This window comes from Lelliottia sp. 489 (genome assembly GCF_050435885.1).
In the GTDB taxonomy this organism is placed as follows: domain Bacteria; phylum Pseudomonadota; class Gammaproteobacteria; order Enterobacterales; family Enterobacteriaceae; genus Enterobacter; species Enterobacter nimipressuralis.
Genome location: NZ_JBNDLC010000001.1, coordinates 805,435 through 831,805, shown reverse-complemented (window position 1 = coordinate 831,805; position 26,371 = coordinate 805,435). Strand labels below are relative to the sequence as shown.

Below are 26,371 nucleotides of genomic sequence, written 5' to 3'. Positions count from 1 at the left end.
AGGTGATGAAGACAAAAAAACCCGCCGCAGCGGGTTTTTGGGCCGTGTTCGATTAGTGTTCGAACATCGCAGAGATGGATTCTTCGTTGCTGATACGACGAATCGCTTCGGCCAGCATGCCTGACAAGGTCAGGGTACGTACGTTTGGCAGCGCCTTGATCTCATCACTTAATGGAATGGTATCGCACACCACCACTTCGTCGATGACGGAGTTGCGGAGATTGTTGACAGCATTGCCGGAGAAGATCGGGTGAGTTGCGTAAGCAAACACACGCTTAGCACCACGTTCTTTCAGCGCTTCAGCGGCTTTGCACAGCGTGCCGCCGGTGTCGATCATGTCATCAACCAGTACACAGTCACGGCCAGCGACGTCACCGATGATGTGCATCACCTGAGAGACGTTAGCGCGCGGACGGCGTTTGTCGATGATCGCCATGTCGGTATCGTTCAGCAGTTTGGCAATCGCACGAGCACGAACCACGCCGCCGATGTCCGGAGAAACCACAATTGGGTTATCCAGGTTCAGCTGCAGCATGTCTTCGAGCAGGATTGGGCTGCCGAATACGTTATCAACCGGAACGTCGAAGAAGCCCTGGATCTGCTCTGCGTGCAGGTCAACGGTCAGAACGCGGTCAACACCGACGCTCGACAGGAAGTCAGCAACAACTTTAGCGGTAATCGGTACACGCGCGGAACGGACACGACGGTCCTGGCGGGCATAGCCGAAGTAAGGAATAACAGCCGTGATACGGCCTGCGGAAGCACGGCGCAGGGCATCGACCATAACAACCAATTCCATCAGGTTGTCGTTAGTTGGAGCACAGGTGGACTGGATGATGAAAATATCACCACCGCGTACATTTTCGTTAATTTGTACGCTGACTTCGCCGTCGCTAAAGCGACCTACAGCGGCGTCGCCGAGGGAAGTGTACAGGCGGTTGGCAATACGTTGTGCTAGTTCCGGGGTGGCGTTACCAGCAAAAAGCTTCATATCAGGCACGAGAAGAACCTCAGGCATGCGTCCAATGGTGGATAACATTCGCCACTAACTGTGCGGGCCAGGCGAACGCTATCCAGGCGGTGTATTTAAAGAGCGCGATGCAACGTCTGGAACAGGGTGACGTTGTCACCGAAACTCAGTCTGCGCCAGAATGGCCTGCTGTAGCGGGGAAGTGTTCATCCCACGCGCCACAAAACCATGCAGCCATTCCGGGGCTTGCTCTAGCACCTGACGAGCGGCGAATTCGGTGTCAAATTCAGCAAAAACACAGGATCCTGTGCCAGTCAGGCGCGACGGGGCGTATTCTAACAGCCAGGAAAGCACCGCATCAACCTCGCGAAAACGTTTTCTTGCGATAACCTCGCAATCGTTGCTGAATTCACATTTTAGTAACGTTTCTATTGACCGGACGGGAGTGTCCCGTGGCAACGCCGGATCCTTAAAAATAACCGGGGTCGGAATACTCACACCAGGATGGGCAATTAGATACCATTTCTCCGGTGGATCGACCGGCGTGAGGATCTCGCCAACCCCTTCGGCAAACGCGGCGTGACCGCGAACGAACACCGGCACATCGGCGCCGAGCGAAAGCCCCAGCGCGGCCAGTTCATCAGGCGTTAATCCGCAGCCCCAGAGATGGTTCAGGGCAACCAGTATCGTCGCGGCATTGGAAGAGCCGCCTCCCAGACCGCCGCCCATCGGCAGGCGTTTCTCGATATGGATATCGGCACCGCTTCCCGCCGGAAGCCTTCCCGAGCCGGCCGCCGCGTTCATCAGCAGCCGCGCGGCACGCACGATCAGATTATCTTCATGAGCGACGCCTTCAACCGGGGTCAGCAGGTGAATCTGGCCGTCGTCGCGCAATTCGATGGAGATCGTGTCGCCATAATCGACAAACTGAAACAGCGTCTGCAGCATGTGGTAGCCGTCAGCGCGTTGCCCGGTGATGTACAAAAACAGGTTCAGCTTCGCCGGAGAGGGCCATTGGCTCATCATTTAACGATCCAGTTATCCATTTTGAGCTTAATACGCTGGCTGCCTTCCGTCAGTTCCATATTGGATGGCAATGCCGGTTTACTTGCGCTGTCATAGCCGCCGTACACCACTTTCCAGGTTTTCCCGTTCTGGGTGTAGTTGAGTTCGCTCAGGCGATACTGGTCGTCGAGTTTATAATCGGTGGCTTCGCCCGGCAGACCGAGGATCCACTGGCGCAGGCTATTGAGCGGAATCGGCATGCCGGTCAGTTTGCCGATCATCTCTTCGGCATCTGTCGCGGTGTAGTGCTGGCCTTTGTTATCGGTGATCTGTGCGGTGCCTGGCTGGGCATTCAGCTCCAGTTCAGTGCTGCCGAGCGGGTTCAGCAGCAGCAGGCGATAGCGATCCTGCCCGGTTTGCTGCCAGAAGAAGCGGGCGTAGACTTTTTGCTGATCGGAGAGATAAGCGAACGCACCGCGCGTCTGATACTGGCTTAAATTGCGCACCTCTTGCTGGTGCTGACGCCACTGCGGTGAGTCAGGACTTTTGCCGGGGCCCTTGGGCGGAGTAATCGAGCAGGCGGTGAGAACCAGCGCCGCCAGCGGTAACAAGCGAATGAATCGGGCCATAGTCGTGACAAATCCTTGAGATGCGTTGCAGTTATAACCCTTAATGCTAGCGCCGGGCGGTGGCAGCGTCTACGTTCATATTGTCTTAAATCATGAAATTAGCCGGAAACGGCTATTACTCCGAAAGGGGGCACTCTCTTTTATTGATCTCGCGCATCCTGTATGATGCGACCTGCTAACCTTATTAACGCTGGTACTACTCCCGCTCACATGACCCTTTTAGCACTCGGTATCAACCACAAAACAGCCCCGGTTTCGCTGCGAGAACGCGTTACGTTTTCGCCGGATACGCTCGACCAGGCGCTGGATAGCCTGCTTGCCCAGCCGATGGTGCAGGGTGGTGTGGTGCTCTCTACGTGTAACCGTACTGAGCTATATCTGAGCGTGGAAGAACAAGACAACCTCCACGAAGCGCTTATTCGCTGGTTATGCGACTACCACAATCTGAACGAAGAAGAGCTGCGCAACAGCCTGTACTGGCATCATGATAATGATGCGGTCAGCCATCTGATGCGCGTTGCCAGCGGCCTCGATTCGCTGGTGCTTGGCGAGCCGCAAATACTCGGGCAGGTCAAAAAAGCCTTTGCCGATTCCCAGAAAGGCCATCTCAAAGCCAGCGAGCTGGAACGCATGTTCCAGAAATCTTTCTCCGTGGCGAAGCGTGTGCGAACCGAAACCGACATTGGTGCCAGTGCGGTTTCTGTTGCCTTCGCAGCCTGTACGCTGGCGCGTCAAATCTTTGAATCGCTCTCAACGGTCACCGTGCTGCTCGTCGGCGCCGGGGAGACCATTGAACTGGTGGCGCGTCATCTGCGTGAACACAAGGTCAAGCAGATGATCATCGCCAACCGGACCCGCGAACGCGCGCAGGTACTGGCAGATGAAGTGGGCGCAGAGGTGATTGCCCTCAGCGACATCGATGAACGCCTGAAAGATGCGGACATCATTATCAGTTCAACCGCCAGTCCGCTGCCTATTATCGGTAAAGGGATGGTGGAGCGTGCGCTGAAATCGCGCCGCAATCAGCCAATGCTGCTGGTGGATATCGCCGTCCCGCGTGACGTCGAGCCGGAAGTCGGTAAGCTGGCAAACGCCTATCTCTACAGCGTTGACGATCTGCAAAGTATCATTTCCCATAACCTCGCCCAGCGTAAAGCGGCGGCGGTGCAGGCAGAGACGATTGTCGAGCAGGAATCGAGCGAATTTATGGCCTGGCTGCGCGCGCAAAGCGCCAGCGAGACGATTCGCGAATACCGTGGTCAGGCGGAACAGGTTCGTGACGATCTGACGGCCAAAGCGATGGCGGCCCTCGAGCAGGGCGGCGATCCGCAGGTCATTATGCAGGACCTGGCGTGGAAGCTAACCAACCGGTTGATCCATGCTCCAACCAAATCACTTCAACAGGCAGCCCGTGACGGGGATGATGAACGCCTGACTATTCTGCGCAACAGCCTCGGGCTGGAATAGCGCCACACACCCATTTTCTATTACAAGGTGCATTTTACGCCTATGAAGCCCTCTATCGTCGCCAAACTGGAAGCTTTGCACGAGCGCCATGAAGAAGTTCAGGCCCTGCTCGGTGATGCCGCGACTATTGCTGACCAGGATCGTTTTCGCGCCCTGTCGCGTGAATATGCGCAGCTCAGTGATGTTGCGCGCTGCTTTACTGAATGGCAGCAGGTTCAGGAAGATATTGAAACCGCGCAGATGATGCTCGACGACCCTGAAATGCGCGAAATGGCGCAGGAAGAGTTGCAGGACGCCAAAGCGCGCGCCGAAGAGATGGAGCAGCAGCTCCAGGTTCTTCTGCTGCCGAAAGATCCGGACGATGAGCGCAACGCGTTTGTCGAAGTTCGCGCCGGAACGGGTGGCGACGAAGCCGCGCTGTTTGCCGGCGATCTGTTCCGCATGTACAGCCGCTACGCGGAATCCCGCCGCTGGCGCGTAGAAATCATGAGCGCCAACGAAGGCGAGCATGGTGGCTATAAAGAAGTGATCGCCAAGATCAGCGGCGACGGCGTGTATGGCCGTCTGAAGTTTGAGTCCGGCGGGCACCGCGTGCAGCGCGTCCCGGCGACGGAATCTCAGGGGCGAATTCACACCTCTGCCTGTACCGTTGCGGTGATGCCGGAGCTGCCAGAAGCTGAACTGCCGGATATCAATCCAGCCGATCTGCGTATTGATACCTTCCGCTCGTCAGGCGCGGGTGGTCAGCACGTTAACACCACTGATTCCGCGATCCGTATTACCCACTTGCCGACCGGCATCGTGGTGGAGTGTCAGGACGAACGCTCCCAGCACAAAAACAAAGCCAAAGCCCTGGCGGTGCTCGGCTCACGTATTCGCGCCGCCGAAATGGCGAAACGCCAGCAGGCCGAAGCGTCTACGCGCCGTAACCTGCTGGGCAGTGGCGATCGCAGCGATCGTAACCGCACCTACAACTTCCCGCAGGGCCGCGTGACCGACCACCGCATCAACCTGACGATTTACCGTCTGGATGAGACGATGGAAGGCAAACTCGACTCCCTGATCGAGCCGATCGTGCAGGAGTATCAGGCCGATCAGCTGGCCGCGCTGGCTGAGCAGGACTAATGGATTTTCAGGGCTGGTTACGTGCCGCCGCGAGCGAGCTTTCCAGCAGTGAAAGCCCGCGTCGCGACGCCGAAATCTTGCTGGAATATGTCACCGGAAAAGCGCGCACTTATCTCCTGGCATTCGGTGAGACGCTGCTGACGCCTGAACAGGAAGCGCAGCTCGCGGCACTGCTCGCCCGGCGTAAAACCGGTGAGCCGGTGGCGCATCTGACCGGTGAACGGGAGTTCTGGTCGCTGCCGCTGTATGTTTCAGCCGCCACGCTGATCCCGCGCCCGGACACCGAGTGTCTGGTCGAGCAGGCGCTGGCCCGTCTGCCTGAAGGTCCGTGTCGCATACTGGATTTAGGCACGGGCACCGGCGCGATTGCGCTGGCGCTGGCGAGCGAGTGCCCGGATTGTCAGGTTACCGCGGTCGACGTAATGCCTGACGCGGTAGCCCTGGCGCAGCGCAATCTTGCGCGTCTGGGTTTCAGTAATGTTCAGATCAATCAAAGCAGCTGGTTTTCCGCCCTGGCGCAGCACGCCTTTGAGATGATCGTCAGCAATCCGCCCTACATCGACGAGCACGACCCGCATTTGTCGCAGGGAGATGTGCGCTTTGAGCCGCTCACGGCGCTGGTTGCAGCGAACGACGGGCTGGCCGATATCGAACACATCATCACGACCGCCCGCGAGCACCTTGTGCCCGGCGGCTGGCTGCTGCTTGAACACGGCTGGACGCAGGGGGCAGCGGTCCGTTCGCTGTTTAGTGCGGCGGGATACGCGAGCGTCGAAACCTGTCGTGACTACGGCGGCAACGAACGCCTGACGCTGGGGAAAAAGCCATGAGCGCCTTCAGCGTGTTGATCGCTGTGCATATTGCCGCCGTGGTGCTGACCGTCAGCTTTTTCGTGGTGCGCTACTGGTGGCGTTACAGCAACCATCCGCTCATCGACGCCCGCTGGGTGCGCGTTGCGCCGCACTGCATCGACACGGTTTTGCTGCTTTCCGGCGCCGGTCTGATGTGGCTGACGGGCTATCTGCCATTTACTGATAAAGGCGCATGGCTGACTGAAAAGCTGTTTGGCGTTATCATCTACATCGTTTTGGGTTTTATCGCGCTTGGACGTCGTCGTCCGCGCAGCCAGCAGGCCGGTTTTATCGCCTTCCTGCTGGGGCTGGTGGTGCTGTACATCATCATTAAACTCGCCACCACAAGAATACCGTTACTGGGGTAAGTATGAGGTCCTTAGCCGATTTCGAATTTAATAAAGTACCGCTTTGTGATGGAATGGTCCTGATCTCTGAGATGATCCGTGACGATTTCACCTCGCAGTGGGTCTACGATGAGCTGGAAAATCTGGCAAGCCTGGCACGTGAAGAGATCAGCGAAGCGCGTCCTCAGGACTGGCAGCTGGAAAAACTGATCGAGCTGTTTTACGGCGAATGGGGCTTTTGCGACACGCGCGGCGTGTATCGCCTCTCCGATGCGCTGTGGCTGGATCAGGTACTGAAAAACCGTCAGGGCAGCGCCGTTGCTCTGGGGGCTGTTTTGCTGTGGGTCGCTAACCGGCTGGATATTCCGCTGGTGCCGGTCATTTTCCCGACGCAGATGATTCTGCGCGCGGAGTGGCTGGATGGCGAAATGTGGCTGATCAATCCGTTCAATGGCGACACGCTGGACGAGCACACGCTGGATGTCTGGCTGAAGGGCAATATTAGCCCGGTGGCAGAGCTGTTTAACGAAGATCTCGATGAGGCGGATAACGCCGAAGTGGTACGTAAACTGCTGGATACGCTGAAAGCCGCGCTGATGGAAGAGCGGCAGATGGAGCTGGCCCTGCGCGCGAGCGAAGTGCTGCTGCAGTTCAATCCGGAAGACCCGTACGAGATCCGCGACCGTGGCCTTATCTACGCGCAGCTGGAATGTGAGCACGTTGCCCTCAACGATTTAAATTACTTCGTTGAGCAGTGCCCGGAAGATCCGATAAGCGAAATGATTCGCGCGCAGATCAACTCGATCGCGCATAAACAAATTACACTGCATTAATCTTAATTCCGATTCACACCTGAATAAGGCGATCCTATGAAACAAAAAGTGGTTAGCATTGGTGATATCAACGTGGCAAACGACCTGCCGTTCGTGCTGTTTGGTGGCATGAACGTTCTGGAATCCCGCGATCTTGCCATGCGTATCTGCGAGCACTACGTGACTGTGACCCAGAAACTGGGCATTCCGTATGTGTTTAAGGCCTCTTTTGACAAAGCCAACCGCTCCTCTATCAACTCTTACCGTGGCCCGGGCCTGGAAGAGGGGATGAAGATTTTCCAGGAGCTGAAACAGACGTTTGGCGTGAAAGTGATCACCGACGTGCACGAAGCGTCTCAGGCGCAGCCGGTTGCCGACGTGGTGGATGTGATTCAGCTTCCGGCGTTCCTCGCGCGTCAGACCGATCTGGTTGAAGCGATGGCGAAAACCGGCGCAGTCATCAACGTGAAAAAACCCCAGTTCGTAAGCCCAGGCCAGATGGGTAACATCGTTGATAAATTCATCGAAGGCGGCAACGACCAGGTCATCCTGTGTGACCGTGGCGCAAACTTCGGTTACGACAACCTGGTGGTCGACATGCTGGGCTTCAGTGTGATGAAGAAAGTCTCTAACAACTCCCCGGTGATTTTCGACGTGACTCACGCGCTGCAGTGCCGTGACCCGTTTGGTGCTGCCTCCAGCGGCCGTCGTGGTCAGGTCACCGAGCTGGCGCGTGCCGGTATGGCGACCGGTCTGGCCGGTCTGTTTATCGAAGCGCACCCGGATCCAGCCAACGCGAAATGCGACGGCCCATCCGCGCTGCCGCTGGATAAACTGGAGCCGTTCCTGAAACAGATCAAAGCGATTGACGATCTGGTGAAGAGCTTCGATGAGCTGGATACCAGCAACTAATCTCTGAGCAAATAAAAAAACCCGCCGCGGCGGGTTTTTTTATGTCTGGCGGCGCGGCAATGGCGCAGAACGTCAGGCAAATATCGTCATCAGATAGGCGATAAACAGCGCCAGATGCGCAGCGCCATTCAGTACGTTAGTGCGTCCGGTTGAGAACGAGATCTGGCACAGCAGCAGCGACGCTACCATAACAATCATCTCTGGTGCACCCAGCGCAAAATGCAGGTCATTGCCGGTCATAAAGGCAATCAACGTCACCACCGGTACGGTAAGTGAAATCGTCGCCAGCACCGAGCCGAAGAACAGGTTCATGGCGCGCTGGACCTGGTTATTCAGCACCGCTTTCAGGGCACCTAAACCTTCCGGCGAGAGAATCAGCAGCGCTACCAGGAAGCCGGTAAAGGCCACAGGCGCGTTCAGCTCTGTCAGTAGGGTTTCCAGCGGGTTGGCGTTCATCTTGGTGACGGCGATAACCGCAATCAGATGTACGATCAGCCAAACCGTGTGCCACAGGCTGCTGTGCGCTGATGGCTTACCGTGATGCGGGTCATCGTCGTCGCCGTCGTCTTCGTGCTCATACACGAACAGGCTCTGGTGCGTTTTGGTCTGAATCAGCAGGAACACGCCGTACATCGCGGCGGAAATCAGGGCTACCAGCAGTGCCTGGCCGGTGGTGAAATTCGCACCCGGCAGCGCCATCGGGAAGACCAGCACGATAACCGCCAGCGGGAAGAGGGCGATCAAATACTGTTTAATGCCAAACAGATTCATATATTGGGTGGCAAATTTCCCCCCGCCCAATAACAGCGAGAAGCCCACCAGACCACCGGTAACAATCATAATGATCGAATACAGCGTATCGCGCATCAGCGTCGGGGCGGCGTCGCCCGTCGCCATCAGTGCGGAAATCAGGCTGACTTCGAGAATAACGACGGAAAGACTTAAAATCAGAGAGCCGTAGGGTTCACCCAGGCGGTGAGCCAGAACATCGGCGTGGCGTACGACGCTAAATGCGCTGGATAAAATACCAATAAGAGCAAGAATGTTAATTCCAACGACCACTGGCAGTGACTGACTACTTCCCCAGAAGAGCAGCACAGCCAGTGCCACAAGCGGGAAAATAAGCGACGTCTCCTTGTGGCGGGTCTTAACCGCCTCATGCGTTGTTGTCATGTGATACTCCGTCAATGCAGGTGTTTGTAATTATAGAATGAAATTGCAGGCCATTAAACTAACAGAAAACCGTTAATTACCAGTGATGTTTTACTTAATTTTACGTCACAGCAGCGATTTTTCTCAAACTGCCCGTAAAAACGTTTTTAATCTAAATACAGTCTAAATAACAGTGTATTAAGTTAATTAATTTCACATAATTGTCATTTTGACTGGCAGGGGAAACAGCCATCGACCACACTTATCTTTTTGACCAAAAAGAGGTGAATCATGCCCTACAAATCGAAAAGCGACCTGCCCGACAGCGTTCAGCATGTCCTGCCTGCCCACGCACAGGATATTTATAAAGAGGCGTTTAACAGCGCCTGGGATCAATATAAGGATAAAGAGGACCGTCGCGACGATGCGAGCCGCGAAGAGACTGCCCATCGTGTCGCGTGGGCGGCGGTAAAACATGATTATGAAAAAGGAGAAGATGATAAATGGCATAAAAAGAAATAGTCGCCTTATGATTAGCCGCCTCTGTTTTGACTTTTCCGGCTGTTGAACTTTCGTTGTATTGCAACTGGCCTGTGAATTGCTTATCGTTTATTGACTGCTGTCAAAATGAGCAGATAACGAAATGCCGGGAAGGCGCAACAAGATGTCGCAAGGAAGCATGCAGTGGCGGAGGTGGAAAGTGTTAACGCGTGATTTCTTAATGAAGGCAGATTGTAAGACGGCATTTGGTGCTATTGAGGAATCGCTTCTCTGGTCGGCTGAACAACGTGCAGCGTCGCTCGCAGCGACGATTGCCTGTCGCCCGGATGAAGGCCCGGTATGGATATTTGGTTATGGTTCGCTAATGTGGAATCCTGCGCTGGAGTATGTGGAATCCGCAACGGGCACGCTCCCTGGATGGCATCGCGCATTTTGTCTGCGCCTGACGGCCGGACGTGGTAGCGCCTGTCAGCCTGGCCGAATGCTTGCACTAAAAGAGGGCGGGCGCACCACCGGTGTGGCCTATCGTCTGCCGGACGACACCCTCGAAGAGGAGCTGGCGCTGCTGTGGAAGCGCGAAATGATCACCGGTTGCTACATGCCGAGCTGGTGCAAGCTTGAACTCGACGACGGTCGCACCGTCAACGCGCTGGTGTTTATCATGGACCCGCGCCATCCGTTGTACGAATCCGACACCCGAACGCAGGTGATCGCGCCGCTTATCGCCGCCGCCAGTGGGCCGCTGGGTACCAACGCCCAGTACCTGTTCTCCCTCGATCAGGAATTGACGCGCTTAGGAATGCAGGATGACTGCCTGAACGAGCTGGTCGCTAAAGTGAAAGCATTAATTGAGGGGGATCCCCGCGAAGCAACATTGCGTCCGGGTTTTGCCTGAAAAGAGACGCCCGGCTTGCCGGGCGTAAATGTTATGCCGCGACGTAGCTGACGGAGTGCTCCAGCGACTGACTGTGACTGTCGATCAGTACATCCCAGGTGCCGGTATAGGGCACCGTTAACCACGCATTGTCTTTATTCTGCACGCTTAAAATATCCGCCTGCGACGACTTCTGCGCTTTAGCGCTCATCAAATGAATATGACAGCGCTCTGAGCAGCGCACCACCACCGTATCCCCGCCAAACAGCTTCAAACTTGTTTTTACCAATGCCATCTCTTTACCCCATAGTCCGGAAACAACGCTCTCCCTGCGGTTAATCCTGAGCGTGATATTGTTCACAATTCACTCATTGCATAACACCAAAGGGGAAGGGAGGGGATGCTGATTTTGATCAAAAAATGGCATAACGTTTAAACAAAAATGACAAAATGCCTGAAAGGGTTCAGCTGGCGCGTATTTGACCAGGCCAATACGCGCCGGAAGAAAATTATATGCGGAAATGTCCCGCCGTTTCAGCAAGGTCGCCCGCCTGGCTTTGCAGGGCACTCGCGGCGGCGGCGGATTCCACCACCAGTTCAGCGTTCTGCTGCACCATTCTGTCGAGATGGGTCACGGCGTGGTTGATCTCATGAATGCCTTTCATCTGCTCGCTGGTGGCGATGGTGATTTCACGCATAATCCCCGATACGCTGCCGATGGTGGAGCGGATCTCGTCCATGCTCTCCCCGGCCAGATGCACGTAGCGGGAGCCGGTCGCTACGCTGTGGGCGGTTGAGTCGATCAGCGTTTTGATCTCTTTAGCCGCCTGCGCGCTACGGCTTGCCAGGCTGCGTACTTCTCCGGCCACCACCGCAAATCCGCGCCCCTGTTCGCCCGCACGGGCCGCTTCTACGGCGGCGTTCAGCGCCAGGATGTTGGTCTGGAATGCGATCCCGTCAATGACGCTGGTGATATCACCGATTTTGGCCGACGCCACTTCGATAGACTGCATGGTCGTGATGGCCTGAGACACCACTTCGCCGCCGCGTGAGGCCGCAGCCGACGCTTTGCTCGCCTGATCGTTGGCTTCTGCCGCAGATTCGGTGGACTGAGTGACGGAGGCGGTAATCTGCTCCACGGCGCTGGCGGTTTCACGCAGGCTGGAGGCCGCCTGCTCGGTACGTCCCGAGAGATCCTGGTTGCCCGCCGCGATTTCGCGCGCAGCGTTTTTGACCGAGGAGCTGGCGTCGCGCAGCTGCACCATTACTGTCGACAGCTTATCGCTGAAGGCGTTAAAGGCCTGGGCGATTTCCGCCACTTCGTCCTGGCCGTTATCCGGCAGGCGCTGAGACAGATCGTTTGTTCCGTTGGCGATGGCGTGCATCGCGTCGCGGATATTCGACAGGCGCTTGAGCAGGCGGGTAATAATGAAGTGAACAATCGCACCGCTCAGCAGCACCAGAATCACCAGTGACAGCGCTGAGGCTTTCAGCAGAGAGCGCATCCCGGAGGTGGCATCGTTACTGTCGAGGGCGACGACTAACAGCCAGTGAGTCCCCGCCACCGGCGTAGCGATAAAGGTTTTCTCCGCGCCGCCCAGGGTGCCGTCGAGTTCCGTGCCTTTTTTCAGCGCGTTGATATCGACGCCGTTGATGGCTTCATTGAAGGGTTTAAGTGTCAGGGCCGGATCGCTGGCGGCAATCACCGTACCGTCGCTGTCAATCAGCAGGCCGCTGCTGGCAGGCGTCGGGTGAATACCGCGCACGTTAGCCACCACGCTGTCCATCGCCACATCCCCGGCGACTACCGCTTTCAGCTCGCCGTTTTCTTTCACCGGCACGGCAAAGGTCACCACCAGTTTACCGGTTCCTGCATCCACGTAGGGCGCAGTAACGACAGGCGCATCGGCGCTGACGACCTGCTGATACCACGGGCGTACGGTTGGATCGTAATCCGCCGGGACGCCTGCGGGGTCAGAGAATTTTGCCGTTTTGCTGGCATAGCCGACGTAGACGTTGGTGAAGCCACCGGCCTGAGCCAGTTGCTTAAACACTGGGACCGGATCGTCGCTCAGTGCCACGGATTGCGCGGAGGCGATCACCGTCAGCTTGCTGTTAACCCAGTCGGCAATGGCGAGATTATGGCTGGCACTGGTGCTGGCCAGAATATCGCGCTGCGACTGCTGGTTGTCCTGCCGCGTGACCTCGAAGTTAATAATGGTATTCAGAAGAAGGGCGACAACCAGACAACCTGTTGTCGCGGCGATGATACGGGCACGGATTGATCTTAACATTCACTGTGTACCTGCTGAGTTGACTTAAGTAGCCTATCGGCAACCCAGCCGGTAACTTGATGGTGCAACCGCGTCCATAAGTAAAAAATATGTTTACGGGTTTATTATTAAAAAGTTAATACTTTATCGGCGGACAGGGTCCACTGCGCCAGTTCCACCAGGGTGCCAATCTCAACGCCGTCAATCAGCGGCAGGGCGGTGATCCCACGCCCGTCGGTGCAGGTCTTACACAGTTTCACGGGCACATTCTGGGCGGTGAGGATCTCCAGCATCTGCTGAATGTTATAGCCCTCTGCCGGTTTTTGCCCTTTCAGCCCGGCGGTGACGGCATCGGACATCAGAAACAGACGCAGCTCCAGTTCGCTCTCCTGATCGCGCAGGGCGATGGCGAGACGCAGGCTGTTGAACAGGGATTCACTGCCGTAGGCCGCGCCGTTGGCGACGATCACAATTTTCTGCATGGTAACTCCTCAGTGTAATAAGGCACGGATAGGGCTTAGTCCACGGGATAACATTGACCCCGCAGAGTAAGCATGACGAATTTCAATGGCGGGCCACCCGGTGCCATCGAAGGGGGAACAGCATCAGCGGTCTTGCGCATATGCTACCGCGCGAGCGCGGTGGGTTAAACATCTGGCTGTGCGCGCCGGAAAAACGGTACGCGGTGGAGTGTAAAGCCAGCCTCTCGGGATATTCCTGAAATTGCCCTTAAGGCTGCAAAAATGTCCGGAACGCGTTAAGGTTAGCACTGTATTAACTTGCGATCTGGATCACAGTTACGACATTCATGATGGCTTCACCACACATTCGCGCGCTGCTGTTACTCCTCCTTATTCCGGCCGGAGCCGTTTCGGCTGCCTCCCGTTCATTTGAAGATCAGGCAAAAAACCCCTTTGATAACAACGGTGATGGTCTGCCTGATCTCGGGTTGGCTCAACCCTCCGGTGAGAGTGAAAAACATCTGGCGGAGATGGCGAAAGCCTTCGGTGAAGCAAGCATGACCGACAATGGCCTGACCACGGGGGAGCAGGCGCGCCAGTTTGCATTTGGTCAGGTGCGCGACGTGGTCAGCGGGGAAGTGAATCAGCAGATCGAGTCCTGGCTGTCGCCCTGGGGTAATGCCAGCGTCGATTTGCTAGTGGATGACGACGGCAAATTTACCGGCAGCAGCGGCAGGTGGTTTATTCCCTGGCAGGACAACAACCGCTATCTGAGCTGGAGCCAGCTCGGGCTGACGCAGCAAACCGACGGGCTGGTGAGTAATGCGGGCATCGGCCAGCGCTGGGTCGCGGGGAAATGGCTGCTGGGCTACAACACCTTTTACGATAATTTGCTGGATGAGAATTTACAGCGCGCCGGGCTGGGTGCCGAAGCCTGGGGCGAAAACCTGCGCTTATCGGCAAACTACTACCAGCCGTTCGCCAGCTGGCGCGACAGCTCCGACGTACAAGAGCAGCGGATGGCGCGGGGTTATGACGTGACGGCCAAAGCCTGGCTGCCATACTTTCATCATTTCAATACCAGCGTCAGTTTCGAACAATATTTCGGTGATAACGTCGATCTGTTTCGCAGCGGCACCGGGTATCATAACCCGATGGCGGTAAACCTCGGGCTGGATTACACGCCTGTGCCACTTCTGACGTTTTCGGCGGCGCACAAGCAGGGCGAGAGCGGTGTCAGCCAGAATAATCTTGGCATGAAACTCAACTATCGTTTTGGCGTTCCGCTGAAAAAACAGCTTTCGTCGGATGAAGTGGCGGCTACGCGCTCCCTGCGCGGAAGTCGCTACGATTCGCCGGATCGGTCCAGCCTGCCGGTGATGGAGTTCCGCCAGCGCAAAACGCTGTCGGTCTATCTGGCGACGCCGCCGTGGGATTTGCATCCGGGTGAAACCGTGAATCTGAAACTGCAAATCCGCAGTACCCATGGGGTGCGGCGTCTTCACTGGCAGGGCGATACACAGGCGTTAAGTCTGACTTCGCCACCGAATGCGAGCAGCAGCGATGGCTGGAGTGTGATACTTCCGGCCTGGGATGACCGCGAAGGCGCGACGAACCGCTGGCGGCTGTCGGTAGTGGTCGAGGATGAAGACGGGCAGCGTGTCTCTTCCAATGAGATCACGCTCTCTCTGTCGCCACCGCTGCTGGCAGTACCGGATGACGATCCGAGATGGAAACTGCTGCCGGACGAATAAAACTAGAAAATACGCTCCTGATGAACCCAGACGGCTGCTTCAACGCGCGACTTGAGCTTCATTTTCTTGAGCATATGTTTGACGTGCACTTTGACCGTACTTTCCGTGATATCCAGACGACGGGCGATCATTTTGTTCGGCAGGCCCTGAGCAATCAGCTTCAGAATGTCGCGCTCGCGCGGAGTCAGCTGGCTCACATCGCGGTCGGACGTCGCGCGGTTGGCGCGCAGGCTGGCGGCGAGCACCGGCGTTAAGGCTTCACTCAGTACCATTTCACCTGCGGCGGCCTGTTGCAGGGCTTTCAGCAGATCTTCCGGCTCCATATCTTTGAGCAGATAGCCATCTGCGCCGCGTTTTAGCGCGGTGACGACATCTTCTTCATGGTTGGAAACGCTGAACACCACGATGCGCCCGGAGAGGGACTTTTCGCGCAGTTTATCCAGGGTTTCCAGGCCGTTCATGCCCGGCATATTGAGATCGAGCAGGATCAAATCAGGATCGAGTGACTCGGCAAGTTCAATACCCTGTTCGCCGTTGCTGGCTTCGCCCACGACGGTGATATCTGCCGCCATGCTGACAAGTTGTTTTACGCCGGTGCGCAGCATCGGATGATCGTCGATCAACAGGATGGTTGCCGGTTCCTGATTAGTCATGGTTTTCTCCTTCGGAAGTGATTAGAGGCTTTTCGGGAATAAAGGTCACTACGACTTCAGTGCCGCCAGACTCTCCCCGGCGAACCTGGCAATCCCCGCGCAGGCTTTGCGCGCGGTCTCGCATAATAATTAACCCATAGTGGTTGGTTCGTTCAGCGTTTTCCGGCACGCCGCGGCCGTTATCCAGAACCGTCAGTTTCACCTGATTATCATGGTGCGTAACGGTCACCGTCACTGCTGTCGCGTCGGCGTGCTTGAGCGCATTGCTCAGGGCTTCGCGGGCGATTTGCAGCAGATGAATGGCCTGATGGGAAGGGACAAAACGCGGCGGAAGCTGGTAGTCCAGCTTCACCGGGAAGCCCAGCCGGGCGCTAAATTCCTGACAGCTCGACTCTAACGCCGGGCGTAAACCCGGCTCGTTGAGCTGTAAACGGAAGGTGGTAAGCAGTTCGCGCAGCTGCACCCAGGAGGTGTTCAGCTCGTTGCGAATCTGACTTAACAACTCTTTGCTGGTAGGTGGCAGGGCATCGTCCTGCATTTGCAGGCAGCTGACCTGCATTTTGATACAGGAGAGCGACTGGGCTATCGAGTCATGCAGCTCGCGGGCAATGGTCGCGCGCTCCTCCATGACGATCAGCTGCTGCTGCTTTTCCTGATGGCGATCCAGCGCCAGCGTCGCCGTGAGCTGCTCGACCAGCGTATCGACCAACTGCTGCTGATCGTGGCTCAAATGGCGGCCGGTCGGCAGCGTGGCCAGCAAAATGCCGTACTGAGTGTGGTTGTCCGCGAGACGCCATTTAAGGGTTGTGCCACTGCTGGCGGGCGTTGGTAACCCGCGCGGGCACAGGTGGCACCCTTTGTCATCGCAGGTCATATCCGACTGACAGGTGAATTCCTGATGGTTCTCTTCGTCTTCGACGTCATAGACCCGAAGTTCAATGTCATGCAGCAGGGTCAGATTTTGCAGGCCGTTAAGCACCGGGGAGAGGCGCTCGCAGAGCGGAACCTGAGAGTGAAGACGGCGATTCGCCTGCCACAGGAATGAGAGGATTTCGTTTTTTTGCTCCAGCCCGGCGGTTTTTTCCTGTACGCGTTTTTCCAGTACCGCGTAGCTTTCGGCCAGCTCGCCGGACATATCATTCAGCGCCTGACCGAGCATCGCCATTTCGTTGCGTCCGCTGATGTGCGCGCGCTGGGTGAAATCACGCTGAGTGACGGCGCGGGCCACGGCCAGCAGTTGCTTCCAGGGATAGAGCAGGCGAGCGCGCAGCCAGACGATGGTAAACACCAGCAGCAGCGCCATAAAAACAGCCATCACGCCGTGGACTGTGACCACGCGCTCAATGCGCATTTCGGTGGAGGAGTCGAAAGAGGAGACCAGCGTGTCGATGCGCGCCACAAAACTCGCCACATCACCGGCTACCGTATCAGGGCTGTGCGCTTGCTGCAGTCCGGGTTTGAGCTGACTGTGCCAGTAGCCCTGCAGCGCGTTAAGCTGTTTTGTCTGACCATCGCGACGGGCGGCGATTTCCAGTTCCGGGCTGAATGCGGTACGCTCCATCTCATCCAGCAGGGGCTTGTCTTCCGCCGTCAGCGGCACTGCCGCCAGCAGGCGATAACTCTGCATACGCAGGGAGCCTGCCTCGTTAATGGCATGCGCGCTACCCTGAACGCCCTGTACCAGCCAGCCAGAGATCGCCATGCCGGTCACACCAATAGCGGTGGACAGCAACACGATAAGGGCCAGCTGATTAACCAGCGTCAGCGGAGAGAAGAGTCGTTTTAACATGGGCTTGCCGGGCTCCTGATTTTGCCTGCCTCCAGGAATGGCGCTATTTTCATGCATACCCTGGAGTATACCCATACCAACAAAGGATTACTCCTAAATTGCCGCAGGGGTAATGGCCAGGGGGAGGGGGGACCGGCAAACCGTCAGCGCCGTTAAAAAACCACACCTTTTTTGCCGAAATCATCTACTCACTAAGAGTCATGGCGTTTTTTTGAGCGTCTGACAGTCAACTTTTCCTTTGATTTATATCAACTTACCGCCTGCTTAAAACCCTAATGTTTGCAGCATCATTCGATAATCAGAGGTGTCTATGAGTCACTCATCCGCCCCGGAAAGGGCATCCGGTGCTGTTATAACAGAATGGCATCCGGAAGATCCGGCGTTCTGGCAACAGCGTGGTCAACGTGTAGCAAGTCGTAATCTGTGGATTTCTGTTCCGTGTTTGTTGTTGGCATTCTGTGTCTGGATGCTGTTCAGTGCTGTGGCGGTGAACCTGCCGAAAGTAGGCTTTAACTTCACGACCGATCAGCTGTTTATGCTGACCGCGTTACCTGCGCTTTCCGGCGCGCTGCTGCGTGTTCCTTACGCGTTCATGGTTCCGCTGTTTGGTGGTCGTCGCTGGACGGCGTTCAGCACCGGTATCATGATCATCCCTTGCGTGTGGCTGGGTTTTGCGGTGCAGGATACGTCTACTCCGTTCAGCGTGTTTGTCATCATCGCGCTGCTGTGCGGTTTTGCCGGTGCTAACTTTGCCTCCAGCATGGCTAACATCAGCTTCTTCTTCCCGAAACAAAAGCAGGGCGGCGCGCTGGGTATTAACGGCGGCCTCGGGAATATGGGCGTGAGCGTGATGCAGTTGATCGCGCCGCTGGCGATCTCCATGTCTATCTTTGCTGTCTTCGGCGGCACCGGCGTGGAACAGGCAGACGGTTCTAAACTGTTCCTTGAAAACGCGGCCTGGATTTGGGTGCCTTTCCTGGTGGTCTTCACGCTGGCGGCCTGGTTCTTTATGAACGATCTGTCCGCGTCTAAAGCATCGCTGAGTGAGCAGCTGCCGGTTCTGAAACGCGCCCACCTGTGGATCATGGCACTGCTGTATCTGGCGACCTTTGGCTCCTTTATCGGCTTCTCCGCAGGTTTTGCGATGCTGTCGAAAACCCAATTCCCTGACGTGCAGATCCTGCATTTTGCCTTCTTCGGTCCGTTTATCGGCGCTCTGGCACGCTCTACCGGCGGGATGATTTCCGACCGTCTGGGCGGGACTCGCGTTACGCTGGTGAACTTTGTCCTGATGGCGGTTTTCTGTGCGCTGCTGTTCCTGACGCTGCCTACCAACGGCCAGGGCGGTAATTTTATCGCGTTCTTTGCGGTGTTCATGGGGCTGTTCCTGACGGCCGGTCTGGGGAGTGCTTCGACCTTCCAGATGATCTCCGTAATCTTCCGTAAGCTGACCATGGATCGTGTGAAAGCGCAGGGCGGTACTGAAGAGCGCGCGATGCGTGAAGCCGCAACCGACACCGCAGCGGCACTGGGCTTTATCTCAGCGATTGGCGCGATCGGGGGCTTCTTTATCCCGAAATCATTCGGCATCTCTCTGGAGCTGACCGGCTCCCCGGCGGGTGCGATGAAAGTCTTCCTTATTTTCTATGTCGCCTGCGTGGTGATCACGTGGCTGGTATACGGCCGGAATACTAAAAAAAATAAGTAAGTTTGATTATCCGTTTACGCGGCCACAGTGCCGCGTTTTTTTTATCCTGCATTTAGTTACAACATACTTATTGAGTGTAGAAACGGGAGCCGTGTGAAACACTGTGATCGCCATCGCCTTGCAGCGGTATCTACCCCTTAATACCTAAGATGTTAAAAAAAGCGGGGCCATAAGAAGGATAAATATAAAATATCTATAAATAACAGATAGTTAAAAAATTAATTTTTCTACCGCTTTGGTGGTATTCGCCCTAATACCCTGCGTTACAGAGCCCGCTCGCCTTGATCGTTATCAATTCCCGCCATCTTTCATAGCGTTACCTTCGCTGCAAATCAGCAATGTCGATTTAGAGAGCCACAGGCTCCACACAGGAGATACCCGATGAGCAAATTTTTGGACCGGTTTCGCTACTTCAAGCAGAAGGGCGAGACCTTTGCCGATGGGCACGGTCAGGTTCTGGAAACCAACCGGGACTGGGAAGATGGATACCGTCAACGTTGGCAGCACGATAAAGTCGTTCGTTCTACACACGGTGTAAACTGCACCGGTTCCTGCAGCTGGAAGATCTTCGTTAAGAACGGTCTGGTCACCTGGGAAATGCAGCAGACCGACTATCCGCGTACCCGCCCGGATATGCCAAACCATGAACCGCGCGGCTGCCCGCGTGGTGCGAGCTACTCCTGGTATCTGTACAGCGCTAACCGCCTGAAATACCCGCTGATGCGTAAACGCCTGATGAAGATGTGGCGTGAAGCGAAAGTGCAGCACAGCGATCCGGTTGATGCCTGGGCCTCCATTATTGAAGATGCTGATAAAGCGAAAAGCTTTAAACAGGCGCGTGGACGCGGCGGTTTTGTTCGTTCCTCCTGGCAGGAAGTGAACGAGCTGATTGCGGCCTCCAACGTCTACACCGTCAAAACCTACGGCCCGGACCGCGTGGCAGGCTTCTCGCCAATTCCGGCGATGTCGATGGTCTCTTACGCCTCGGGCGCGCGCTACCTGTCTCTCATCGGCGGGACCTGCCTGAGCTTCTACGACTGGTACTGTGACTTACCGCCAGCCTCTCCGCAGACCTGGGGCGAACAGACTGACGTTCCTGAATCCGCTGACTGGTACAACTCCAGCTATATCATCGCCTGGGGCTCTAACGTGCCGCAGACCCGTACTCCGGACGCCCACTTCTTCACTGAAGTACGTTACAAAGGCACCAAAACCGTTGCCGTAACGCCTGACTACGCCGAAATCGCTAAACTTTGCGATCTTTGGCTGGCACCGAAGCAGGGTACCGATGCCGCGATGGCGCTGGCGATGGGGCACGTCATGCTGCGTGAATTCCACCTCGACAAACCAAGCCAGTATTTCACCGACTACGTGCGTCGCTACACTGACATGCCAATGCTGGTGATGCTTGAAGAGCGCGACGGCTACTACGCAGCGGGTCGTATGCTGCGTGCGGCGGATCTGGTGGATGCGCTGGGCCAGGAAAATAACCCGGAATGGAAAACCGTCGCCTTCAACAATGAAGGGGATATGGTCGCGCCGAATGGCTCCATCGGTTTCCGTTGGGGTGAAAAAGGCAAATGGAACCTCGAGCAACGTAACGCGACCACCGGTGATGAGACTGAACTGCGCCTTAGCATGCTGGGCAGCCAGGACGATATCGCGGAAGTCGGATTCCCGTACTTTGGCGGCGAAGGTTCTGAACACTTCAAGAAAGTGGAGCTGGAAAACATCCTGCTGCACAAACTGCCGGTGAAACGTCTGCAACTGGCTGACGGATCGACCGCGCTGGTGACCACCGTTTACGATCTGACGATGGCCAACTACGGTCTGGAACGCGGTCTGAACGACGAAAACTGTGCAACCAGCTACGACGACATCAAAGCGTATACCCCGGCGTGGGCAGAGCAGGTGACGGGCGTGCCACGTGCACAAATCACCCGTATCGCGCGTGAATTCGCCGACAACGCTGACAAAACCCACGGTCGTTCGATGATTATCGTCGGCGCGGGCCTGAACCACTGGTATCACCTCGATATGAACTATCGTGGCCTGATCAATATGCTGGTGTTCTGCGGCTGTATCGGTCAGAGCGGCGGTGGCTGGGCACACTACGTGGGCCAGGAAAAACTGCGTCCGCAGACCGGCTGGCAGCCGCTGGCGTTTGGCCTCGACTGGCAGCGTCCGGCGCGTCACATGAACAGCACCTCCTATTTCTACAACCACTCCAGCCAGTGGCGTTACGAAACCGTGACCGCGCAGGAGTTGCTGTCGCCAATGGCGGATAAATCCCGCTATACCGGACATCTTATCGACTTCAACGTGCGTGCAGAACGCATGGGCTGGCTGCCCTCTGCGCCACAGCTGGGCATTAACCCGCTGCGCATCGCAGAAGAAGCGAAAAAAGCCGGCATGTCACCGGTCGATTACACCGTGAAATCCCTGAAAGACGGCTCGCTTCGCTTTGCGGCGGAACAGCCTGAAAACGGCAAAAACCACCCGCGTAACCTGTTCATCTGGCGTTCGAACCTGCTCGGTTCGTCCGGTAAAGGTCACGAATACATGCTGAAGTACCTGCTGGGCACTGACCATGGTATTCAGGGTAAAGATCTGGGCAAACAGGGCGGCGTGAAACCTGAAGAAGTCGAGTGGAAAGACAACGGTCTCGACGGCAAGCTGGATCTGGTGGTGACGCTGGACTTCCGTCTCTCCAGTACCTGTCTCTACTCCGATATCGTGCTGCCGACGGCGACCTGGTACGAAAAAGACGACATGAATACGTCGGATATGCATCCGTTTATTCACCCGCTGTCTGCGGCCGTTGACCCGGCGTGGGATTCCAAAAGCGACTGGGAAATCTACAAAGGCATCGCCAAAAAGTTCTCAGAGGTGTGCGTAGGCCACCTGGGTGTGGAAACCGACGTAGTGACTCTGCCCATTCAGCACGACTCCGCCGCCGAACTGGCGCAGCCGCTGGATGTGAAGGACTGGAAAAAAGGCGAATGCGACCTGATCCCAGGTAAAACCGCGCCGCACATCATTCCGGTGGAGCGTGATTATCCTGCCACCTACGAGCGCTTTACCTCTATCGGCCCGCTGATGGAGAAAATCGGTAACGGCGGGAAAGGTATCGCCTGGAACACCCAGAGCGAAATGGATCTGCTGCGTAAGCTCAATTACACCAAAGCAGACGGCCCGGCGAAAGGCCAGCCAATGCTGAACACGGCGATTGATGCGGCAGAGATGATCCTGACCCTTGCACCGGAAACCAACGGTCAGGTGGCGGTAAAAGCCTGGGCTGCACTCAGCGAGTTTACCGGTCGTGACCACACGCATCTGGCGCTCAATAAAGAAGACGAGAAAATCCGCTTCCGCGATATTCAGGCTCAGCCGCGCAAAATTATCTCCAGCCCGACCTGGTCTGGTCTGGAAGATGAGCATGTGTCCTATAACGCCGGGTATACCAACGTTCACGAGCTGATTCCGTGGCGTACCCTTACCGGCCGTCAGTCCCTGTATCAGGACCACCAGTGGATGCGTGATTTCGGTGAAAGCCTGCTGGTTTACCGTCCGCCAATCGACACCCGTTCGGTGAAAGAGGTGATGGGCGAGAAATCCAACGGTAACCCGGAAAAAGCGCTGAACTTCCTGACGCCACACCAGAAGTGGGGTATCCACTCCACTTACAGCGACAACCTGCTGATGCTGACCTTAGGTCGCGGCGGGCCAATCGTCTGGATGAGCGAAGTGGATGCCAAAGATCTGGGCATCGTGGATAACGACTGGATTGAAGTGTTCAACAGCAACGGTGCGCTGACGGCACGTGCGGTGGTTAGCCAGCGTGTGCCAGCCGGGATGACCATGATGTACCACGCGCAGGAACGTATCGTGAACCTGCCGGGTTCTGAAATAACCCAGCAGCGCGGCGGTATCCATAACTCGGTGACGCGTATCACGCCAAAACCGACTCACATGATCGGCGGCTATGCGCAACTGGCGTACAGCTTTAACTACTACGGTACGGTCGGCTCTAACCGCGATGAGTTCGTGGTGGTGCGTAAGATGAAGAATATTGACTGGTTAGATGGCGAAGGTAATGACCAGGTACAGGAGAGCGTAAAATGAAAATTCGTTCACAAGTCGGCATGGTGCTGAATCTGGATAAATGCATCGGCTGTCATACCTGTTCAGTCACCTGTAAAAACGTCTGGACCAGCCGCGAAGGCGCGGAATACGCGTGGTTTAACAACGTAGAAACCAAGCCGGGCACCGGTTTCCCGACCGACTGGGAAAACCAGGAAAAATGGAAGGGCGGCTGGATCCGTAAGATCAACGGCAAACTTGTGCCGCGCATGGGTAACAAAGCGCTGCTGCTGGGTAAAATCTTCGCTAACCCGCACCTGCCGGGCATCGACGATTACTACGAGCCGTTTGATTTTGACTACCAGAATCTGCACAACGCGCCAGAAGGGAAACATCAGCCGATTGCCCGTCCGCGTTCACTGATCACCGGCCAGCGTATGGACAAAATCAGTAAAGGTCCGAACTGGGAAGACGATCTGGGCGGCGAATTCGAGAAACTGTCGAAAGATCAGAACTTCGAAAACATGCAGAAGGCGATGTACGGTCAGTTCGAAAACACCTTCATGATGTATCTGCCGCGTCTGTGCGAACACTGCCTCAACCCGGCGTGTGTGGCAACCTGTCCGAGCGGTGCGATCTACAAACGTGAAGAGGACGGCATCGTCCTGATCGACCAGGACAAGTGCCGCGGCTGGCGGATGTGCATTACCGGTTGCCCGTACAAAAAGATCTACTTCAACTGGAAGAGCGGGAAGTCCGAGAAGTGCATCTTCTGTTATCCGCGTATCGAAGCGGGTATGCCGACCGTCTGTTCTGAAAGCTGCGTAGGCCGTATTCGTTATCTGGGCGTGCTGCTGTATGACGCGGATGCGATTGAGACCGCCGCAAGCACCGAGAATGAAAAAGATCTCTATCAGCGTCAGCTGGACGTGTTCCTCGATCCTAACGATCCAAAAGTGATCGAGCAGGCGCTGAAAGACGGTATCCCGCAGAGCGTGATTGACGCCGCACAGCAGTCGCCGGTGTACAAAATGGCGATGGACTGGAAGCTGGCCCTGCCGCTGCACCCGGAATATCGCACGCTGCCGATGGTCTGGTACGTGCCGCCGCTGTCACCGATTCAGTCCGCCGCCGATGCGGGTGAGCTGGGCAGCAACGGTATTTTACCGGACGTGGAAAGCCTGCGTATCCCGGTTCAGTATTTGGCGAACCTGCTCACCGCAGGCGATACCCAGCCGGTGCTGCTGGCTCTGAAACGTATGCTGGCGATGCGTCATTTCAAACGTGCGGAAACGGTCGAGGGTGTAATCGATACCCGCGCGCTGGAAGAAGTGGGTTTAAGCGAAGCCCAGGCGCAGGAGATGTACCGCTATCTGGCGATTGCGAACTACGAAGATCGTTTCGTGGTGCCGAGCAGCCACCGTGAACTGGCGCGTGAAGCCTTCCCGGAGAAGAGCGGTTGTGGCTTCACCTTTGGCGACGGTTGCCACGGTTCAGACAGCAAATTCAACCTGTTTAACAGCCGTCGCATTGATGCGATGGATGTGACCAGCAAAACGGAGCCGCACCAATGATTGAACTCGTCATTGTTTCGCGTCTGCTCGAGTATCCTGATGCTGCCCTGTGGCAGCATCAGCAGGAACTCTTTGATGCACTCGCGTCATCAGAAAATCTGGATAAAGAAGATGCACAGGCGCTGGGTATTTTCCTGCGCGATTTACTCACTCAGGATCAGCTGGACGCGCAGTCTGACTACAGCCAGCTATTCGACCGTGGTCGTGCGACTTCGCTGCTGCTGTTCGAACACGTTCACGGTGAATCCCGCGATCGTGGCCAGGCGATGGTTGACCTGATGGCGCAGTACGAAGCTCAGGGCTTGCAGTTAGACAGCCGCGAACTGCCGGATCATCTCCCGCTGTATCTGGAATATCTGGCTCAACTGCCGCGTGAAGAGGCGCTGGGCGGTTTGCAGGACATCGCGCCAATTCTGGCGTTGTTAAGTGCGCGCCTGAAGCAGCGTGAAAGCCGCTATGCGGTGCTGTTCGATCTGCTGGTGAAACTGGCGAATACCGCCATCGACAGCGATAAAGTGGCGGAGAAAATCGCCGATGAAGCGCGCGATGATACCCCACAGGCGCTGGATGCGGTCTGGGAAGAAGAGCAGGTGAAATTCCTTGCTGACCAGAACTGTGGCGAGTCAGAAATCTCGGCTCACCAGCGTCGTTTTGCCGGAGCTGTCGCCCCGCAATATTTGAATATCTCTAACGGAGGACAGCACTAATGCACTTCCTGAATATGTTCTTCTTCGATATCTATCCTTACATTGCGGGTACCGTGTTCCTGGTGGGCAGCTGGCTGCGCTACGACTACGGCCAGTACACCTGGCGTGCAGGCTCCAGCCAGATGCTGGATCGCAAAGGGATGAACCTGGCGTCTAACCTGTTCCACATCGGGATTCTGGGTGTGATTGCAGGCCATGCCTTCGGGATGCTGACACCGCACTGGATGTATGAAGCCTGGCTGCCGCTGGAAGTGAAACAGAAAATGGCGATGTTTGGCGGCGGTGCTGCGGGCCTGATGTGTCTGGTGGGCGGTTTGCTGCTCCTCAAACGCCGTCTGTTCAGCCCTCGCATCCGTGCGACCACGACAGCTGCTGATATTCTGGTGATGGCGGTGCTGGTGATTCAGTGCGCCCTGGGTCTGGCGACGATTCCTTTCTCTGCCCAACATATGGACGGCAGCGAAATGATGAAACTGGTTGGCTGGGCACAGTCTGTAGTGACCTTCCACGGCGGGGCGTCCGCGCATCTGGATGGCGTGGCATTTATCTTCCGCATGCATCTGGTGCTGGGTATGACGCTGTTCGTGCTGTTCCCGTTCTCGCGCCTGGTGCATATCTGGAGCGTGCCGGTCGAGTATCTGACGCGTAGATATCAGATCGTTCGTGCACGTCGCTAAGCGGCGCATGCTGAATGAACAAAACCCTGCTTCGGCGGGGTTTTTTT

Annotated in this window: 23 protein-coding genes; 14 read left to right on the top strand and 9 right to left on the bottom strand. The window is 56.3% G+C overall.

Annotated features, from left to right (window positions below; translation table 11 throughout):
• Nucleotides 1–52: 52 nt before the first annotated feature.
• The 3 genes from prs to lolB form a co-directional block, all read right to left on the bottom strand.
• Nucleotides 53–1,000 carry a ribose-phosphate diphosphokinase gene (prs, locus tag ABIE11_RS04195; protein ID WP_003856663.1) on the bottom strand — a complete coding sequence of 316 codons (948 nt, stop codon included), beginning with the start codon at nucleotides 998–1,000 and terminating at the stop codon, nucleotides 53–55.
• Nucleotides 1,001–1,126: 126 nt separating this feature from the next.
• Nucleotides 1,127–1,996, bottom strand: a complete 870-nt coding sequence (ispE, locus tag ABIE11_RS04190) for a 4-(cytidine 5'-diphospho)-2-C-methyl-D-erythritol kinase (RefSeq protein ID WP_194513850.1) — start codon at nucleotides 1,994–1,996, stop codon at nucleotides 1,127–1,129.
• On the bottom strand, nucleotides 1,993–2,604 hold the full coding sequence (gene lolB, locus ABIE11_RS04185) for a lipoprotein insertase outer membrane protein LolB (protein ID WP_100779909.1): 612 nt from the start codon (nucleotides 2,602–2,604) through the stop codon (nucleotides 1,993–1,995). Before lolB ends, ispE begins: the two co-directional genes overlap by 4 nt.
• A gap of 210 nt (nucleotides 2,605–2,814) precedes the next feature.
• Between lolB and hemA the strand changes: the two genes are divergently transcribed.
• Genes hemA through kdsA form a run of 6 tightly spaced genes read left to right on the top strand, consistent with a single transcriptional unit; the run spans nucleotide 2,815 to nucleotide 8,118 of the window.
• A complete protein-coding gene (gene hemA / locus ABIE11_RS04180; protein WP_107703423.1) occupies nucleotides 2,815–4,071 on the top strand; it encodes a glutamyl-tRNA reductase in 1,257 nt (418 codons plus the stop codon).
• A 42-nt stretch (nucleotides 4,072–4,113) separates the two neighbouring features.
• Nucleotides 4,114–5,196: a peptide chain release factor 1 gene (gene prfA, locus ABIE11_RS04175; RefSeq protein WP_100779911.1), complete on the top strand. Its 1,083-nt coding sequence runs from the start codon at nucleotides 4,114–4,116 to the stop codon at nucleotides 5,194–5,196.
• A complete protein-coding gene (gene prmC / locus ABIE11_RS04170) occupies nucleotides 5,196–6,026 on the top strand; it encodes a peptide chain release factor N(5)-glutamine methyltransferase (RefSeq protein WP_429184027.1) in 831 nt (276 codons plus the stop codon). Before prfA ends, prmC begins: the two co-directional genes overlap by 1 nt.
• Nucleotides 6,023–6,415, top strand: coding sequence for an invasion regulator SirB2 (gene sirB2 / locus ABIE11_RS04165; RefSeq protein WP_429184026.1), 393 nt, complete (start codon nucleotides 6,023–6,025; stop codon nucleotides 6,413–6,415). The genes prmC and sirB2 overlap by 4 nt, the downstream gene beginning before the upstream one ends.
• A gap of 2 nt (nucleotides 6,416–6,417) precedes the next feature.
• Entirely contained in the window at nucleotides 6,418–7,227 is an 810-nt protein-coding gene (gene sirB1 / locus ABIE11_RS04160) for an invasion regulator SirB1 (protein ID WP_100779914.1), read from the top strand.
• 36 nt (nucleotides 7,228–7,263) lie between these two features.
• On the top strand, nucleotides 7,264–8,118 hold the full coding sequence (kdsA, locus tag ABIE11_RS04155; protein WP_100779915.1) for a 3-deoxy-8-phosphooctulonate synthase: 855 nt from the start codon (nucleotides 7,264–7,266) through the stop codon (nucleotides 8,116–8,118).
• Nucleotides 8,119–8,190: 72 nt separating this feature from the next.
• On the opposite strand, the gene chaA is transcribed toward kdsA, so the two are convergent.
• The gene (gene chaA, locus ABIE11_RS04150) at nucleotides 8,191–9,291 is read right to left on the bottom strand and encodes a sodium-potassium/proton antiporter ChaA (protein ID WP_100779916.1); all 1,101 of its coding nucleotides are present in this window, start codon (nucleotides 9,289–9,291) and stop codon (nucleotides 8,191–8,193) included.
• A 270-nt stretch (nucleotides 9,292–9,561) separates the two neighbouring features.
• Here chaA and chaB point away from each other — a divergent pair, with 270 nt between their 5' ends.
• Entirely contained in the window at nucleotides 9,562–9,792 is a 231-nt protein-coding gene (gene chaB / locus ABIE11_RS04145) for a putative cation transport regulator ChaB (protein ID WP_100779917.1), read from the top strand.
• A gap of 178 nt (nucleotides 9,793–9,970) precedes the next feature.
• Nucleotides 9,971–10,666, top strand: coding sequence for a gamma-glutamylcyclotransferase (locus tag ABIE11_RS04140; protein ID WP_231275757.1), 696 nt, complete (start codon nucleotides 9,971–9,973; stop codon nucleotides 10,664–10,666).
• Nucleotides 10,667–10,697: 31 nt separating this feature from the next.
• On the opposite strand, the gene ABIE11_RS04135 is transcribed toward ABIE11_RS04140, so the two are convergent.
• The 3 genes from ABIE11_RS04135 to ABIE11_RS04125 all read right to left on the bottom strand — a co-directional run bounded on the left by ABIE11_RS04135 (nucleotide 10,698) and on the right by ABIE11_RS04125 (nucleotide 13,400).
• On the bottom strand, nucleotides 10,698–10,940 hold the full coding sequence (locus tag ABIE11_RS04135; protein WP_100779919.1) for a DUF1883 domain-containing protein: 243 nt from the start codon (nucleotides 10,938–10,940) through the stop codon (nucleotides 10,698–10,700).
• Nucleotides 10,941–11,154: 214 nt separating this feature from the next.
• On the bottom strand, nucleotides 11,155–12,939 hold the full coding sequence (locus tag ABIE11_RS04130) for a methyl-accepting chemotaxis protein (protein WP_429184025.1): 1,785 nt from the start codon (nucleotides 12,937–12,939) through the stop codon (nucleotides 11,155–11,157).
• 107 nt (nucleotides 12,940–13,046) lie between these two features.
• A complete protein-coding gene (locus tag ABIE11_RS04125) occupies nucleotides 13,047–13,400 on the bottom strand; it encodes a DsrE/DsrF/TusD sulfur relay family protein (RefSeq protein WP_100779921.1) in 354 nt (117 codons plus the stop codon).
• Nucleotides 13,401–13,726: 326 nt separating this feature from the next.
• Between ABIE11_RS04125 and ABIE11_RS04120 the strand changes: the two genes are divergently transcribed.
• On the top strand, nucleotides 13,727–15,133 hold the full coding sequence (locus ABIE11_RS04120; RefSeq protein WP_371972632.1) for a YchO/YchP family invasin: 1,407 nt from the start codon (nucleotides 13,727–13,729) through the stop codon (nucleotides 15,131–15,133).
• Nucleotides 15,134–15,135: 2 nt separating this feature from the next.
• On the opposite strand, the gene narL is transcribed toward ABIE11_RS04120, so the two are convergent.
• Nucleotides 15,136–15,786: a two-component system response regulator NarL gene (gene narL, locus ABIE11_RS04115; RefSeq protein ID WP_100779923.1), complete on the bottom strand. Its 651-nt coding sequence runs from the start codon at nucleotides 15,784–15,786 to the stop codon at nucleotides 15,136–15,138.
• Complete coding sequence (gene narX / locus ABIE11_RS04110) at nucleotides 15,779–17,575, bottom strand: nitrate/nitrite two-component system sensor histidine kinase NarX (RefSeq protein WP_248858588.1); 1,797 nt, start codon at nucleotides 17,573–17,575, stop codon at nucleotides 15,779–15,781. The genes narL and narX overlap by 8 nt, the downstream gene beginning before the upstream one ends.
• A gap of 310 nt (nucleotides 17,576–17,885) precedes the next feature.
• Here narX and ABIE11_RS04105 point away from each other — a divergent pair, with 310 nt between their 5' ends.
• The 5 genes from ABIE11_RS04105 to narI all read left to right on the top strand — a co-directional run bounded on the left by ABIE11_RS04105 (nucleotide 17,886) and on the right by narI (nucleotide 26,324).
• Nucleotides 17,886–19,283 carry a NarK family nitrate/nitrite MFS transporter gene (locus tag ABIE11_RS04105; RefSeq protein ID WP_371972629.1) on the top strand — a complete coding sequence of 466 codons (1,398 nt, stop codon included), beginning with the start codon at nucleotides 17,886–17,888 and terminating at the stop codon, nucleotides 19,281–19,283.
• A gap of 381 nt (nucleotides 19,284–19,664) precedes the next feature.
• Nucleotides 19,665–23,408 (top strand): nitrate reductase subunit alpha, encoded by a 3,744-nt coding sequence (locus tag ABIE11_RS04100; protein ID WP_429184024.1) that lies wholly within the window; start codon nucleotides 19,665–19,667, stop codon nucleotides 23,406–23,408.
• On the top strand, nucleotides 23,405–24,940 hold the full coding sequence (gene narH / locus ABIE11_RS04095) for a nitrate reductase subunit beta (RefSeq protein ID WP_102103888.1): 1,536 nt from the start codon (nucleotides 23,405–23,407) through the stop codon (nucleotides 24,938–24,940). Before ABIE11_RS04100 ends, narH begins: the two co-directional genes overlap by 4 nt.
• Nucleotides 24,937–25,647 (top strand): nitrate reductase molybdenum cofactor assembly chaperone, encoded by a 711-nt coding sequence (narJ, locus tag ABIE11_RS04090; protein ID WP_100779928.1) that lies wholly within the window; start codon nucleotides 24,937–24,939, stop codon nucleotides 25,645–25,647. The genes narH and narJ overlap by 4 nt, the downstream gene beginning before the upstream one ends.
• Entirely contained in the window at nucleotides 25,647–26,324 is a 678-nt protein-coding gene (gene narI / locus ABIE11_RS04085; RefSeq protein ID WP_100779929.1) for a respiratory nitrate reductase subunit gamma, read from the top strand. Before narJ ends, narI begins: the two co-directional genes overlap by 1 nt.
• Nucleotides 26,325–26,371 lie beyond the last annotated feature (47 nt).

Bases quoted from the DNA above. Each gene is read 5' to 3' on its own strand.
- chaB (WP_100779917.1), top strand. From the start codon at position 9,562: ATGCCCTACAAATCGAAAAGCGACCTGCCCGACAGCGTTCAGCATGTC.
- hemA (WP_107703423.1), top strand. From the start codon at position 2,815: ATGACCCTTTTAGCACTCGGTATCAACCACAAAACAGCCCCGGTTTCG.
- lolB (WP_100779909.1), bottom strand. From the start codon at position 2,604: ATGGCCCGATTCATTCGCTTGTTACCGCTGGCGGCGCTGGTTCTCACC.
- prfA (WP_100779911.1), top strand. From the start codon at position 4,114: ATGAAGCCCTCTATCGTCGCCAAACTGGAAGCTTTGCACGAGCGCCAT.
- ABIE11_RS04120 (WP_371972632.1), top strand. From the start codon at position 13,727: ATGATGGCTTCACCACACATTCGCGCGCTGCTGTTACTCCTCCTTATT.
- ABIE11_RS04135 (WP_100779919.1), bottom strand. From the start codon at position 10,940: ATGGCATTGGTAAAAACAAGTTTGAAGCTGTTTGGCGGGGATACGGTG.
- chaA (WP_100779916.1), bottom strand. From the start codon at position 9,291: ATGACAACAACGCATGAGGCGGTTAAGACCCGCCACAAGGAGACGTCG.
- ABIE11_RS04130 (WP_429184025.1), bottom strand. From the start codon at position 12,939: ATGTTAAGATCAATCCGTGCCCGTATCATCGCCGCGACAACAGGTTGT.
- sirB2 (WP_429184026.1), top strand. From the start codon at position 6,023: ATGAGCGCCTTCAGCGTGTTGATCGCTGTGCATATTGCCGCCGTGGTG.
- narI (WP_100779929.1), top strand. From the start codon at position 25,647: ATGCACTTCCTGAATATGTTCTTCTTCGATATCTATCCTTACATTGCG.
- ispE (WP_194513850.1), bottom strand. From the start codon at position 1,996: ATGATGAGCCAATGGCCCTCTCCGGCGAAGCTGAACCTGTTTTTGTAC.
- prmC (WP_429184027.1), top strand. From the start codon at position 5,196: ATGGATTTTCAGGGCTGGTTACGTGCCGCCGCGAGCGAGCTTTCCAGC.
- ABIE11_RS04100 (WP_429184024.1), top strand. From the start codon at position 19,665: ATGAGCAAATTTTTGGACCGGTTTCGCTACTTCAAGCAGAAGGGCGAG.
- narL (WP_100779923.1), bottom strand. From the start codon at position 15,786: ATGACTAATCAGGAACCGGCAACCATCCTGTTGATCGACGATCATCCG.
- ABIE11_RS04105 (WP_371972629.1), top strand. From the start codon at position 17,886: ATGAGTCACTCATCCGCCCCGGAAAGGGCATCCGGTGCTGTTATAACA.
- narJ (WP_100779928.1), top strand. From the start codon at position 24,937: ATGATTGAACTCGTCATTGTTTCGCGTCTGCTCGAGTATCCTGATGCT.
- narX (WP_248858588.1), bottom strand. From the start codon at position 17,575: ATGTTAAAACGACTCTTCTCTCCGCTGACGCTGGTTAATCAGCTGGCC.
- sirB1 (WP_100779914.1), top strand. From the start codon at position 6,418: ATGAGGTCCTTAGCCGATTTCGAATTTAATAAAGTACCGCTTTGTGAT.
- kdsA (WP_100779915.1), top strand. From the start codon at position 7,264: ATGAAACAAAAAGTGGTTAGCATTGGTGATATCAACGTGGCAAACGAC.
- ABIE11_RS04125 (WP_100779921.1), bottom strand. From the start codon at position 13,400: ATGCAGAAAATTGTGATCGTCGCCAACGGCGCGGCCTACGGCAGTGAA.
- narH (WP_102103888.1), top strand. From the start codon at position 23,405: ATGAAAATTCGTTCACAAGTCGGCATGGTGCTGAATCTGGATAAATGC.